Source organism: Pseudomonas defluvii (assembly GCF_001695625.1).
GTDB lineage: Bacteria > Pseudomonadota > Gammaproteobacteria > Pseudomonadales > Pseudomonadaceae > Aquipseudomonas > Aquipseudomonas defluvii.
Map to the genome: position 1 here is coordinate 21619 of NZ_MBPN01000050.1, position 14715 is coordinate 36333.

General features: G+C 63.0%; 9 protein-coding genes. All 9 read left to right on the forward strand.

The window, feature by feature from the left end:
* Window positions 1-26: 26 nt before the first annotated feature.
* A complete protein-coding gene (locus tag EKA13_RS14960) occupies window positions 27-1067 on the forward strand; it encodes a GNAT family N-acetyltransferase (RefSeq protein WP_065760187.1) in 1041 nt (346 codons plus the stop codon).
* Window positions 1068-1170: 103 nt separating this feature from the next.
* Window positions 1171-1374, forward strand: a complete 204-nt coding sequence (locus tag EKA13_RS14965; protein ID WP_065760188.1) for an MbtH family protein — start codon at window positions 1171-1173, stop codon at window positions 1372-1374.
* A gap of 114 nt (window positions 1375-1488) precedes the next feature.
* Window positions 1489-2808: a lysine N(6)-hydroxylase/L-ornithine N(5)-oxygenase family protein gene (locus tag EKA13_RS14970; protein ID WP_083199817.1), complete on the forward strand. Its 1320-nt coding sequence runs from the start codon at window positions 1489-1491 to the stop codon at window positions 2806-2808.
* A 65-nt stretch (window positions 2809-2873) separates the two neighbouring features.
* Entirely contained in the window at window positions 2874-4526 is a 1653-nt protein-coding gene (locus tag EKA13_RS14975; RefSeq protein WP_065760189.1) for a multidrug ABC transporter permease/ATP-binding protein, read from the forward strand.
* Window positions 4523-6190, forward strand: coding sequence for a multidrug ABC transporter permease/ATP-binding protein (locus tag EKA13_RS14980; RefSeq protein WP_065760190.1), 1668 nt, complete (start codon window positions 4523-4525; stop codon window positions 6188-6190). The genes EKA13_RS14975 and EKA13_RS14980 overlap by 4 nt, the downstream gene beginning before the upstream one ends.
* A 44-nt stretch (window positions 6191-6234) precedes the next feature.
* Window positions 6235-8637, forward strand: a complete 2403-nt coding sequence (locus EKA13_RS14985) for a penicillin acylase family protein (protein WP_065760191.1) — start codon at window positions 6235-6237, stop codon at window positions 8635-8637.
* A 118-nt stretch (window positions 8638-8755) separates the two neighbouring features.
* Window positions 8756-9472 (forward strand): thioesterase II family protein, encoded by a 717-nt coding sequence (locus EKA13_RS14990; RefSeq protein ID WP_065760192.1) that lies wholly within the window; start codon window positions 8756-8758, stop codon window positions 9470-9472.
* 53 nt (window positions 9473-9525) lie between these two features.
* Complete coding sequence (locus tag EKA13_RS14995; protein WP_065760196.1) at window positions 9526-10503, forward strand: TauD/TfdA family dioxygenase; 978 nt, start codon at window positions 9526-9528, stop codon at window positions 10501-10503.
* An 87-nt stretch (window positions 10504-10590) separates the two neighbouring features.
* The coding region (locus EKA13_RS15000; protein WP_141685666.1) for an AMP-binding protein at window positions 10591-14715 on the forward strand (4125 nt) is incomplete at its 3' end.

Below are 14715 nucleotides of genomic sequence, written 5' to 3' on the forward strand. Positions count from 1 at the left end.
ACCCATCCGCCAAGCAAGGTGTTGTCATGATTTTCTCTCCTTTATCCGTCCCGCAGGTCGATGGCCGCCGACTGTCCATCGAGCAGCAGGGTGATCAATTGAATATCGACCTCGAAGGTCGCTTTGTGGGGTCGCTCGTCGTGGCTACGGGGGGCCAACGTGCCCGGTTGATGCTGCAGCCGTGCGAGGTCGAGCAGGTCAAGGACCTGACGCTGGCCGCCTTGCATGCGGCCTTCCTGGTGCACCCGGTACGTGAGCTTGCGCTGTCGGTTCCGGGGCAGGCTCAGGTCAGCCTTTTGTTGCGCGAAGGCCTGGCGGTTCATGCGCCCGACAGCGAAGTATTGATTTGCCCGCAGCACCTGTTCCGCCAGCATCCTCAACCCTGGCTGGCCTATCCACCGTCCAGCCAGTATCCGTTGCAGTACCGTCTGAGCAATGGCAAGCGCCATCCGCAACGTGCACCGCGTCAGCCTGGCACGGTGTATCGACGTTACGTGGCGGAAATCGCTGAGACGATTTCGTTGCGCACGCTCGATCCACAGCAGGATCTGGAGGTGTTCAGCCGTTGGCAGAATGACCCGCGCGTAGCGGCGTTCTGGGAAATGACCGGCAGCCAGCAGGCGCATCGCGAGTACCTGGACGCTTTGCTGGCAGACCCCAAGGTGCACCCCCTGATCGCCTGCTTCAATGATGAGCCTTTTGCGTACTTTGAGGCCTATTGGGCCCGCGAAGACCGCATCGCGCCGTACTACGACGTGCAAGATTACGACCGTGGGGTGCATATGCTGGTCGGGGAGCAGCGCTACCGGGGCGCTCACCGGGTGAGTGCATGGCTGTCGTCGTTGGCGCACTTCCTGTTTCTTGATGACGCCCGCACCCAGCGCGTGGTGGCCGAGCCGCGTGCCGACAACGCGAAGATGATCAACTATCTGCAGCGGGCCGGTTTCTATCGCGAGAAGGAATTCGACTTCCCGCACAAGCGCGCAGCCATGATGATCTTGCCGCGTGAAGTGTTCTTCGCCGATGCCCCGAACCACGGCGAGCAGGCGCTGATTGCCTGTTCTTAAATTAAAATCATTCTCATTCGTCACCTCCTCGACAAGCCCAAACAGGTTGTAGGCATGTGCCTACGAATCATTTCGATGATTCCGTTCGACAGGAAGGAACACTATGAGTTTTGACAGTGAAAACGCAGTCTTCGTCGTGGTCGTCAATGGTGAGCAGCAATACTCCATATGGCCCGAATACAAGGCGATTCCCGAAGGTTGGCAGGAGGCCGGCAAGCGTGGCCTGCGGCAGGAGTGCCTGGCTCACATCGCCAGCATCTGGACCGACATGCGGCCCTTGAGCCTGCAACAGCAATTGGCCCACTGACAGGCCGGCGAGTGCCGGGAATTGAAGGGCGGATGCGTTTGCTCCGCCCCATGTATCAATGCCTCCTTGTCTGACCGAAGTCGGTAGCGCGGGGGCACCAAGAGGGAGCGCGTGATGGAACTGCTGCAAATGGCCAAGCGTCTGGATGTCGCCGGAATCGGCGTCGGCCCGTTCAACCTGAGTCTGGCCGCGCTTATGGTCCCCCAGGCACAGCTCAACAGTTGCTTCTTCGAGCGCAGGCCGCGTTTCGACTGGCACGCCGGGATGATGTTGCCCGGCACCTACATGCAGACGTCCTACCTCAAGGACATGGTCACGCCGGTCGACCCGGCCAGCCGCTATGGCTTCCTGAACTACCTGGTCGACAAAGGTCGCTTCTATCGATTCATCAATGCGGAATACACGAATGTGCGCCGCGTCGAATACGCGGACTACATGCGCTGGGTGTCTGAGCAGTTGCCCAATGTCGCGTTTTCCAGCGACGTTCAGGAGGTAACGTTCGATGGCCATGATTTTGTCATCGGCTTCGCCAATCGTCCGTCCTTGAAAGCCCGGCATATCGTGGTCGCGACCGGTTTGCTGCCGCACATTCCCGAGTGGGGGCGCGTGCTGGGCGGTGAACATTGTCAGCACAGCCATGGCTACATGCATGCGCAGCATTCGCTGGCCGGTAAGCGGGTGACCGTGGTGGGCGGCGGGCAGAGTGGCGCGGAGATCTTCCTTGATGTGCTCTCCGGGCGTCGAGGCGTTGTGTCCGAGCTGAACTGGATCACGCGCCGGGCCAACCTTGAACCGCTGGATGAGACCCCGTTCACCAACGAATACTTTTCTCCGGACTACGTGCGTGAGTTCTATGCGCTGCCGGAAGCCGACAAGCGCCGCTTGGTGGTTCAACAGAAACTGGCGGGCGACGGTGTATCGCCGGTGACCTTGCGCGAATTGTCCCAGGCGCTGTACGAGAACGAGTTCTTGAACACGCAAGCGGTGCCTGCACGCATTTTGCCGCAGCGTGAAGTGGTGGCCATGCAGCGCCACGGCGGCCATTTCCAGCTCACGAACCACAACGGTTTCAACGGTGCGCGCGAACGCCTCGATGCCGATGAGGTGATTCTCGCCACGGGCTATCAGCAGACCCTGCCCAAGTGCATCGCCGCCTTGATTCCGCGGCTGGTCCATGATCAGGAAGGTGGCCTGGTGCTCAATCAGGACTATTCCGCGCAGTGGGATGGCCCCGCGAGTAACCGGATTTACGTCCAGAACGCGGGCCGATACACCCATGGCATTGCAGACCCGCAACTCAGTCTGGCCGCGTGGCGATCGGCAGTGATCATCAACAGCATCGCGGAAAAGCCGCTGTATGCGACAACGCCCGTGCCACCACCGCTGACCTGGAGCCATGCGCGTGAAGAGGGCGGTCGACAGGCGCGGGCATGACCGCTGCTGGCAGTGGCCGTTGCAAAGGCTGTTTTTCGCAACCTGTTTAAACCAAGGGAGGACGAATGGGGGTGTTTGGCTTGATCTACCGGCAGTATCGCTGGCCGTTGCTAGGGGTGTTGCTGTTGAGTGCGGCCAGCGCGGTGCTGAATGTTGGCGTCATCGCCTTCATCAAGAACCGGCTGATGGACGCTGAGGGGGCTGTCGAAGGTGCGATGCTTGCGTTCGCGGGTTTGCTGGCATTGCTGTTCGCGTTGAGTTTCGGCGTGCAGGCCTTCATCGCCAGCCTTGGGCATCGATTTGTTCATGGTCTGCGCCGCAGGTTGGTCAAGCAAGTGCTGGATTCGGATGTGGATCGTCTCGAAAGCCTGGGCAGTGCGCGTCTGTTGGCCAGCCTGAGCGGCGATGTGCAGAAGATCACCATCGGGTTCATCAACCTGCCGGAGATCGTCTATGGCTCGATCCTCACCTTGGCCGCTTTTGGCTACCTGGCCTGGTTGTCGTTGCCCTTGTTTGGCGCGACCCTGGCCTGGCTGGCGTTGATGGTGGTCGTCAGCCAGCAGCTGATGCGCCGTACCCAGGCGCACATGCGCCAGTTGCGCGAGGCGGATGATGCACTGCACGCGCATTACCGCGCAGTTATCGAGGGGCGACAGGAGCTGGCACTGAACCGCACCCGGGCGCAGCACCTGTACGAGCAGGAGTACCTGGCCAGTGCCGGTGACTACTTTCATCACGTGGTGCGTGCCGATACCTTCCATTGGTCCAACAGCAACTGGGTCAACTGCATGATCCTGGCCAGCCTCGCGCTGGTGTTTGCCTTGGTCGGTGGCTACGGTTGGGCCGATTACACCGTGGCGTCGACCTTTGCCGTGGTGATCCTGTTCGTGCGCGCACCGCTGGTGTCGAGCATGGGCGCGATTCCCAATCTGCTGGGGGCCAACGTGGCGCTGGAGAAGCTGAATGCCTTGCAACTTCAGCCCTACCGGGAAGACTTCGACCTGCCCGCTGCCACGGCGTTCGAGGGTTGGCAGCGCTTGCAGCTGGATGCCGTGACGTACCGCTACCGCTCCGAGGACGGTTCGGGTTTTGTTGTCGGCCCCCTGGACCTGACCCTGCAACGTGGCGAACGGGTGTTCCTGGTCGGTGGCAATGGTAGCGGCAAGTCCACCCTGGCACGCTTGATCACAGGGCTTTACCGGCCCGATACCGGTTGCCTGCGGGTCGATGGTCGAGCCGTGGGCGAGCATGATCTTGCCGCCTACCAGCAGTTGTTCAGTACCGTGTTCAGCGATTTTCATCTGTTTCGCCAGCTCCTTGGTGTGGCGGGTGAGGATGCCCCGCGTGATGTTGTTCAGGCCTGGCTGGCACTGCTGCGCATGGCGCACAAAGTTCGCATCGAGCAGGCGCGCTTGCTTGATCTGGAACTGTCACAAGGCCAGCGCAAACGCTTGGGCCTGCTGCTTGCGGTGCTCGAGGGGCGGGGTGTGTTGCTGCTTGACGAATGGGCCGCCGATCAGGACCCGGCGTATCGCCGTGCCTTCTATCAGCAGTTGCTGCCGCAGTTGAGCGAGCAGGGCGTAACCGTCATTGCGATTACCCATGACGATCATTACTTTCACCTCGCCGACCGGCTTCTGAAAATGGAGGGCGGGCAGCTCTACGCGTTACCGGTGCCTGCCCCAGGTGAAGCACAACGTGGGAGGGCATTGCCATGAGATTGATGCGAATGCTCTTTGGGCGCCACCCCGGGCTCGCGCTGTTCATTACGCTGCTGAGCATCGTGAATGCCGGCATCGGTGTTGGCGTGATCGCGTTCATCAACCAGCGTCTGGCTCAACCCGGTACGGCACTGGGGCCTGCATTGGCCCAGTTCACGGTGCTCTTGCTTGCCGTCATGGTTTCGGGGGTGATTGCGCAGATCGGCATGACCACGCTGGGTCATCGCGGCGTGCTGGCGCTGCGTAATACCGTGCTCAAGCGAATGCTCGACACGCCCCTGGCGCGCCTCGGCGCCTTGGGAGCGCCGCGACTCCAGGCCAGCCTCAGTGTCGATGTACAAGCCTTGTCGGTAGCCTTCGTACGCCTGCCGGCGGTGGTTCACGGCGCACTACTGACCGTCGCCGCCGGTGCTTACCTGGCCTGGTTGTCCTGGCCCTTGTTTCTGGCGACGCTGGCCCTGATCGGGGCCGCGTTGTTGGTGGCCTGGCGCTTGCTCGGGATCACCAACCGGGAAGTGGCCAGTGCCCGCGAGGCCGCCGATCAGTTGTACGGCAGTTACCTTGCCGTGCTGCAAGGGCGTAAGGAATTGCGCCTCAATCGGCACCGCGCGCGACGGGTCTATGAGGAGGAGTTTGAGCGCAGTGCCCAGGCGGACCGTTATCACCAGAGCCGCGCCGACCTGTTCTACAGTGCCTACAGCAACTCGATCAGCGTCATGCTGCTGGTGGCCATCGGCGTGAGCTTCTTTCTCGCCAGCCACTTTGGTTGGGCTGACCGTGCCGTCGCCACCACGTTCGCGATCAGCCTGTTGTACCTCAGTACACCGCTGGGGCTGCTGGTCGGGGCGATGCCTGGGCTGATTGCCGGCAATGTCGCGCTGGCCAAACTCGACAGCCTGGCGCTGGCACCCTATCAGGCGGGGTTTGCCTTGCCTGAGGCGCTGCCAGCGGACTGGCAGCACCTTGTGCTGGAAGACGTGTGCTACCGGTACGCCGAGCGTGACGGTGAAGGCGGGTTTGCGCTAGGGCCGTTGAACCTGACCCTGAAGCGCGGCGAAGTGGTGTTCCTGATCGGCGGCAACGGCAGCGGAAAGTCGAGCATGGCACGCCTGCTGTGTGGCTTGAGCGTCCCCGACAGCGGCCGGATTCTGCTTGATGGTCAGCCTTTGGCGGTGGAGCAACTCCCTGCCTACCGGCAATTGTTCGCGGCGGTGTTCTCCGACTTCCATCTGTTTGCCCAGTTGCTTGATGGCAAGGGCGCTACGGCCGATTCGACGCTGGTGGCGCAATGGCTGGAGCGCCTGGCCCTCAGCGACAAGGTGACGCCCAGCAACGGGCGATTGCCGAGCACGGCCTATTCCCAGGGCCAGCGTAAACGTTTGGCACTGATGCTGGCCGCGCTGGAAGAGCGTCCTGTATTACTGCTGGATGAATGGGCCGCAGACCAGGACCCCGCATACCGTCAGCTGTTCTACCTCGGCGTGCTGGAGTACTTGCGCAGTACCGGTAAAACGGTGTTTGCCATTACCCATGACGAGCGCTATTTCCACCTCGCCGATCGCTTGCTGAAGATGGACGGCGGCCAACTTGTCGAGCTCCAGGGACCTTCCCGGGCGCGCGCCTCTCTTGATGCCGTGGCAGCCCTCAGCGCAAGCGACTGAGGGCGCCCGGTGATTGCCTATCGATCAGTTGAAACGGAAGCCCGATGATCTATCTGAAACGCTTGGCCATCCTCCTGCTGGCGGCGTTACTGCTGCTGGCAGGTGCCATGGCGGTCTACGCCTGGCGCTCGTTGCCGCAAACCGAGGGCAGGGTGTCGGTGAGCGGCTTGTCTGCCGCTGTCGATGTGCTGCGTGATGCCGATGGCATCGCACACCTGTTCGCGAAAACCCCGGCTGATGCCTATTACGCCCTTGGCTACGTGCATGCCCAGGACCGGATGTGGCAAATGGAGATGAACCGGCGCATGGCCACCGGCACCTTGGCCGAGGTGTTCGGCGCCCAGGCGTTGCCCAGTGACCGGGTGTTCCGCACCCTGGGGTTGCAGGCCATCGCCGAACGCAACCTGGCCGCGCTGGATGCCAATACCCGGGCCACCCTGGACGCCTACAGCCAAGGCGTCAACGCCTACCTGGCCGGGCACCCGGTATTGGCGCCAGAGTTCGTGATTGCCGGCTTTCGCCCAGGGCCCTGGCAGCCAAGCGACTCGCTGGCGTTTTTCCGGCTCATGGCCTGGCGCATGGCCGGCAATCTCTGGGATGAGTTGGCCACGGCAGAACTGAGCCAACAGTTCAGCCCGGCGCAGGTGGCCGAGCTGATGCCCGCCTATCCCGGCGATCAACGCCCCGCGCTGCCTGACCTCAAGCAACGCTATGCCGGCACTGGCAGCCCATGGGCAGGGCTGTTGGCCGCCTTGCCCGAGCGGCAGCCGGTGGGCATCGGCTCCAACAGCTGGGCGCTGGCCGGGAGCCGTACCGACAGTGGCAAGCCACTGTTGGCCAACGATCCGCACCTGATGCTCAGTGCGCCCACTTTATGGTACCTGGCGCAACTTCATGCGCCGGGGCTGGATGTCATCGGTGCGACATTGCCGGGCATGCCTGGGGTCATTCTGGGCCGTAATCAGCACGTCGCCTGGTCATTCACCAACACCCATTCGGATGTCGTCGATCTGTTTCTGGAAAAGCAGTTGCCCGGCGACAGCAGCCATTACCTGACGCCTGAGGGCAGTGCTGCGTTTGCCGTGCGTGAGGAGCGTATTCGGGTCAAGGATGGCGACGATGTTCTGCTGCGTGTACGCAGCACACGCCATGGCCCGGTGATTTCCGATGTGCTGGAGCGCGCCGGGCACCTGGCGGGCGAGGGTGGGGTGATGGCACTGTCGTGGGTCGGGCTGCGTGATGACGACCTTTCCCTGCAATTCCCGTTGAAGGCCGCGCTGGCAGTCGATGGTTCGGGGTTGCTGGCCGCAACGCGGGACTTTCACTCGCCACAACAGAACATCGTTTATGCCGATACGGCCGGGTGCATCGGTTTTATTGCTGCCGGCCGGGTGCCGCAGCGTCAAGCCGATAACGACCTGATGGGCCGCGCGCCGTCACCCGGTTGGGAGGCCCGCTATGACTGGCAAGGGTTCATACCTTTTGACGACTTGCCGCAACAGCGCGACCCGGCCAATGGCGAGTTGGTCACCGCAAACCAGAAAATCACGCCACCGGGCTACAACCGCTGGATTACCTCCAACTGGGTACTGCCGTATCGCGCTGAGCGTATTCATGAACTGCTGGCTGAAGGCGTCAAGCATTCGCGCGAAGGCATACAGCGCATGCAAATGGACGCCAGCAATCCGGTAGCCCGCCAGTTGCTGCCGTTGATGTTGCAGGTTCCTGCGCACGATGCCCGCACCCGCGAAGCCGTGCAACGCCTGGCCAACTGGGATGGCGCGATGCTGCGTGAGCGCGCCGAGCCGCTGATCTATGCCGAGTGGTTGCGCCTGTTCACCGAGCGCCTGTATGGCGAACGCCTGGGGGACCTGTTTGAGCAGATTGGCGCACACAACCCTGCCTTTATCGCTTCGGTGCTGTCGGATCGCGCGGGGGCGAGTCGCTGGTGTGGCGAAGCCCTGGGTGAGGCAGACGGCGTCACGGCCTGCCGACGTTTGCTGGGCGACTCCCTGGCTCAAGCGCTGGATAATTTGAGCCAGCAGTACGGCGATGCCATGAGCGGGTGGCAGTGGGGCGATGCGCACAAGGCCGTTTCCCGCCATGCCGTGTTCGGCGATGTGCCGGTGTTGTCGCGGCTGTTCAACCTGAGTATTGCCAACGATGGTGGTCGGGATACGGTGAACTATGCCGGTTATTACTACGACCCGGTCAGTAGGCAGTACCTCGACGATGTCGGGCCAGGCCTGCGTGCGGTGTATGACCTCAATGATCCGCAAGCGTCCGGTTTCATCCTCAGTAGCGGTCAGTCAGGCAATCCCTTTTCAGCGCACTACAGCGACATGCTGGAGGGCTGGGCCAACGGTCGCCTGGTGCCGATGATCAGCGAGCGTAAACGGCTTGAGCAGCAGGCACATCACACCCTGGAACTGGCTCCGAGGCCTTGATCAGGGTCTGAAGTACTTGTTGTAAACTATTCTCATTGTCATTCGTCTTCTCTGCATAACGTTCCATACACGCATCAGGTTCTGTGGTGCGTTGTAGACGATTGGTGGAGAAGACCTCGTGGTAAAACTCTTCTGTTTCCCCTATGCCGGGGCCAGCGCTCAGTGCTATGCACGCTGGCGCCGCGGCTTGCCGGCCTGGCTCGATGTTCGACCGGTCGAGCTGCCGGGCCGTGGTGCTCGCTTCGGCGAGCCGTTGCACGAGCAACTGGCGCCTTTGGTCGCGCAACTGGTCACCGAGTTGCGCGCCGATCTTCATGCGCCCTACGCCTTTTTCGGTCACAGCCTGGGCGCATTGATTGCCTTCGAGGTGGCGCATGCCTTGCGCCACGGCGGGTTGCCGCAACCTGAGCAACTGTTCCTCTCTGGTACCAGCGCGCCCGGTCATCGGGACGATGAGCGTTACACGCGGCTGGATGCCGACGCTGACCTGATCGACGAGTTGCAGCGGCTTGGCGGCACGGCTGCAGCGGTCATTCACAGCCCTGAGCTGATGGCGATGGTGTTGCCGGTGCTGCGCGCCGATTTTCGCCTGTGTGCCAAATATGCCCCGGTACCCCGGCCACCCCTGACGTGTGCAGTGCACGTGCTGGGCGGTGATGGCGACGCGATAGGCGCGGCCGCCCTGCAAGCCTGGCGTGGGGAAACCCTCGGCACCTTCAGTTGCACCTCATTCGTCGGTGATCACTTCTTTTTGCATGCGCGTGAAGCCCAGGTGCTCGACCACCTGCGCGCACACCTTGCGCGATTGCGCCGCAGCGAACGGGTGTGCGGATGAATCAGCAGGCCGCCGAGGCGGCGTTCAGGAGGATTACACAGATGCACGAACGCATGAGTTGCACCGATTGGGGCGTCGACGTCCAGGCATTGATTCCCGGCCAGAGCCTGCCGCTATTGATTACCCCGCAGCAGGGGCGGGCGCCCCTGATGGCCAACTTCGCTGCCCTCAGCGACCTGGCCGGTGCGCGCCTGGAGCAGGCCGGGGGGCTACTGTTCCGCGGTTTCGACGTCAACGGCATCGATGAATTCCAGGGCTTCGCGGCGGCGTTCGGCCATCCGCTGCTCAGCTACGAATTCGGCTCGACACCCCGCAGCAAGGTGTCGAGCGGCGTCTACACCTCGACCGAATACCCCAAGCACCAGCACATCCCTTTGCACAACGAGCAGGCTTACACCCGCGAATGGCCGATGCGCATCTGGTTCTACTGTGCCCAAGCCGCAACGGTTGGCGGCGCCACGCCGATTGCCGACAGCCGCGAAGTGTACCGGCGTATCGATGCGCGCCTGCGCGAACACCTTGTCCGCCGTGGCCTGCGCTATGTGCGCAACTTTGGCAACGGCCTGGATGTGGCCTGGGAAGATGTCTTCGGCAGTACCGACAAGGCCTATGTCGAAGCCTATTGCCGCAGCCACGGCGTGACCTGTGAGTGGAAGGAGGACGGTGAGCTGCGTACCAGCCAGGTATGCCAGGTAACGGCGGTGCACCCACGCACCGGCGACAACGTCTGGTTCAACCAGGCGCACCTGTTCCACGTCTCCAACTTGCCGGCTGAGGTGCGTGCGTCGCTGCTGGAAGTGGTCGAACCGCACGACCTGCCACGCAACGTGTACTACGCCGACGGCTCGCCGATCGAGGACAGCCTGCTCGATGAAGTGCGCGGCGTACTCGCCGAACAGGAGATCAGCTTCCCCTGGCAAAACGGCGACATCCTCATGCTCGACAACATGCTCACCGCCCACGCCCGTCACCCGTTCGAAGGGCCGCGCAAGGTGGTGGTAGCAATGGCTCAAGGCCACCGCGCTGATTGAAACGGGTCGATGGCCTCTTGATGACTTCGCATTGTGCAGCCGCCCAGCCGGGCGCTGCTTTTCTACTCTTTCTTAGCGAGTGATGTAATGAGCGTGCAAATTCCCGCGGACAGCACTTTCGTCGAACGCCTGCAATACCTCGCCGCGCGGCAACCTACCCGTACCGCGCTGCGCTGGCTGGTCGATGGCGACGAAACCAGCCAGACCTGCAGTTTCGCCCAGCTGGATGTACGCGCCCGTACCGTCGGCGCAGCCCTGCAGGGCAGTGCAGGGGCCGGTGAGCGGGCGGTCTTGCTGTTCCCCAGCGGCCTCGACTATGTCGGGGCGTTCTTCGGCTGCCTGTACGCCGGTTGTGTCGCTGTGCCGGCTTACCCACCCGAATCGCTCAAGCCACAGCACCTTGAGCGTTTGCTGGCGATCATCGGCGACGCCGAGCCACGCTTCATCCTCACCGACAGTGCCTTGCTGCCGGGCCTGCAAGCGCTACAGCGCGATCTGCCGGCACTGGCCGGCATTGAACTGATGGCGGTCGATGTACTCGACCCGGCCCTGGCTTCGCTGTGGCAGCCGCCGTGCATTGATCCTGACGGCCTGGCCTTTTTGCAGTACACCTCCGGCTCTACCTCGACGCCCAAAGGCGTGATGGTCGGTCACGACAACCTGATTGCCAACGCGCGGGCGATTCGCAGCGGTTTCGGCATTCATGACCGCGACGTGATCGTCAGTTGGTTGCCGCTGTATCACGACATGGGCCTGATCGGCAGCCTGCTGCAAGGGATCTACAGCGGCATCGAAGTGGTGTTGATGTCGCCCCGGCACTTCCTTGAGCGCCCGTTGCGCTGGCTGCAAGCGGTGTCGCGCTTTGGCGGCAGCGTCAGCGGCGGGCCGGATTTCGCCTTTCGCCTGTGCGTCGAGCGGGGGCGTGACAGTGCCATGGCCGGCCTTGACCTTAGCGGTTGGCGCCTGGCGTTCTCGGGCTCCGAGCCCGTGCGTCATGACACCCTGCAAGCGTTCTGCGAGAAGTTCGAGCCTTATGGGTTCGACCCACAAGCGCTGTTCCCGTGCTACGGCCTGGCCGAAGCGACGCTGTTCGTCAGTGCCGGTCAACGAGGCCAGGGCTTGCGCGCCGAGCACTTCGTGCGCGATCAACTGGCGCAGGGGCAGGCCGTTGCCGCAGAGCAGGGCGATTGCCTGGTGGGGTGTGGCGGGCCGGTGGCCGAGCACGAGGTGCGCATCGCCGCGCCGGGCTCACTGCACGCGCTGGCCGACGGGCAGGTTGGCGAAGTCTGCTTTGCCGGGCCGAGTGTTACCCACGGCTACTGGCGCAATCCCGAGGCCACGTCAGCAGCCTTCGTGAGCGACGGCCAGCAGACATTCCTGCGCACCGGCGACCTGGGCTTTGTGCATGATGGCACGCTGTTTATCAGCGGTCGAAGCAAAGACCTGATCATCATTCGCGGGCATAACCTGTACCCACAGGACATCGAAAAAAACCTCGAGGATCAAATCGACCTGCTGCGCAAAGGCCGTGTTGCGGCATTTGCGGTGCAGGTCGATGGCCGCGAGGGTATCGGCATTGCCGTGGAAGTCAGCCGTGCGGTTCAGAAGCAGGTCACGCCGTCCGCCTTGTTCAGCGCGATTCGCGAGTGCGTGGCGCTGGCCCATCAAGAACCGGCCAGTGTGATTCTGTTGTTGCAGCCGGGGACATTGCCGAAGACCACCAGTGGCAAAGTGCAGCGCTCGACCTGCCGCCACTTGTGGTTGGCCGGCAGCGATGACGTGTACGCGTCTTACCCGACCGATCAGGTGCGCGAGCCGGGCAACGCGCCAGCCGCCGCCTTGAGCCCACGGGAAGCGCATGTCGCCGCGCTGTGGCAGGACGTGCTGAAGGTCGAGCAGGTGTTACCCGAAGACAGCTTCTTTGCCCTGGGCGGCACCTCCATTCTTGCCATGCAGGGCCTGGCCCGCCTGCAGGATGAACTCGGCATCCAGTTGGCGCCGCGCCTGCTGTTTGAAGCGCCCACCCTGCGTGCGTTCGCTGCGGTGCTGGACACCGTGCTGGCCAGCGGTCGACCGGCCTTGGAGGTGATCAGCCGGTTGCCGCGCAGCGGCGCGCTGCCGTTGTCCCTCGGTCAGCGCCGATTGTGGTTCCTTGCTCAGCTGGAACCGCACAGTAGCGCGTATCACATCGCCGCGACCTTGCACCTGCGTGGCGTATTGAACCGCCTCGCGCTACAGCAGGCCTTTGGCCAATTGTTCGCCCGTCATGAAAGCCTGCGCAGTGAGTTCCCGCAGCGCGATGGCCAACCCTGGTTGCGCCTGCTGCCTGTCGATGCCTTGCAGGTGACCTTCAACCATTGGCCTGCCGACAGCCTGGAGCAACTGCGCCGACGAGCCGATCAGGCAATGCGTGAGCCGTTCGATCTGCAGTGCGGGCCATTGATCCGTGTACAGGTGCTTCAGCGCGCCGACGATGAGGCGTTGTTGCTGGTCAACCTGCACCACATCATCGCTGACGGTAGCTCGATGCACGTGCTGATCGACGAGTTCGCCCGGCTCTACACGCATTTCTGCGAGCAGCCCTGCGACCGCACGCCGTTGACCTTGCCAGCGCTGCCGGTGGGCTACGTCGACTTTGCCGATTGGCAGCGCTTGCGCCTTGAGCGTGACGACGAACAGCAGCGGCAATTGAACTACTGGACGTCGCGCCTGGGCGGCGAACAGCCGGTCCTGGAATTGCCTGTCGATAGCGTTACCGGCGAGCAGTCATCCCAGTTGGCATCCCGTTACAGTGTGGTCGTGCCGGCCACGCGGGTTGCACTGTTAAGGCGCCTGGCGCTGGGCGAAGGCAGCACCCTGTTCATGCTACTGCTGGCCGCGTTCCAGGCCTTGCTGCAACGCTTGAGTGGGCAGCGTGACATTCGTCTCGGCGTGCCAGTGGCCAATCGTCCGCGTCGGGAACTGCAAGGCGTGGTCGGCTTCTTCGTCAACACACTGGTACTGCGTGCCGATGTCGATCCACAGCAAAGCTTTGTTGCGCTGTTGCGCCAGTCGCGCAGCGAGGTGCTGGATGCCCAGGCCCATCAGGATCTGCCGTTCGAGCAACTGGTGGACGCCTTGGCGCCTGAGCGCAGCCTGGGCCACAACCCGTTGTTCCAGGTGGCATTCAACCACCAGCAACAGGATCACAGTGCCTTGCACGCCTTGCCGGGCCTGCAATTGCTGGGCCTGCAACGGCTGCTCGGGGATGCCCCGTTTGACCTCAGCCTGGACAGTGAAGAACAGGCCGACGGCAGCCTTGTGTTGACCTTCAGCTACGCGCACAAGCGCTTCGATGAGCGCAGCGTTGTGCGTATCGCCGAGCGATTACTGGCCCTGCTGGCGCAGTTGCCTGAGCGGGCGTCTCGACCGCTGGCCGAGCTGGCCCTGTTGAATGCCGACGAGCATCGCCAACTGCACACCTGGAGCCAGCCAGCGGGCGTTACGCCACACCTGCCGCTGGTGCATGAAGCCATCAGCCAGCAAGCCGCCTTGCGTCCCGACGCCGTGGCGCTGGTGTGCGGCGAGCGCTCGCTGACCTTCGCCGAGCTGGAGCAGCGTGCCAATCAGTTGGCCCATCGCTTGATCGATCTGGGCGTGGGCCGGGAAACCCTGGTTGGCGTCGCGCTGGACCGTTCGCTGGAACTGATTCTCGCCCCGTTGGCGATCCTCAAGGCCGGGGGCGCCTACGTGCCGCTGGACCCGGAGTACCCGGCCGAGCGCCTGGCCTACATGGTCAAGGACGCGGGCCTGAAGTGGGTGCTGAGCGATGCCGCGCTGGCACTGGCGTGGCCTGAAGGCGTCGAAGTCGTGGCCCTGGACCAGTTGGACCTGAGCTGCGCGCCAACACAGGCGCCCGTGTTGACGGTCGCCCCGCAGCAACGCGCCTACATGATCTACACCTCTGGCTCGACCGGCCAACCCAAGGGCGTGACCGTCGAGCACGGTGCCCTGAGCATGCACTGTCGTGCTGCTGGGGAACTGTACGGCATGAGCGCCGACGACATTGCCCTGCATTTCGCCTCGATCAGTTTTGACGGCGCGGTGGAGCAGTGGTTGTCGCCGATGATGTTCGGTGCCCGGCTGGTGCTGCGGTGCCCGGGGCTGATCTCGGCAGAGCAGAGCTACCAGACGCTGGTGGACCAAGACGTTACCGTGGCCTATTTCCCCACC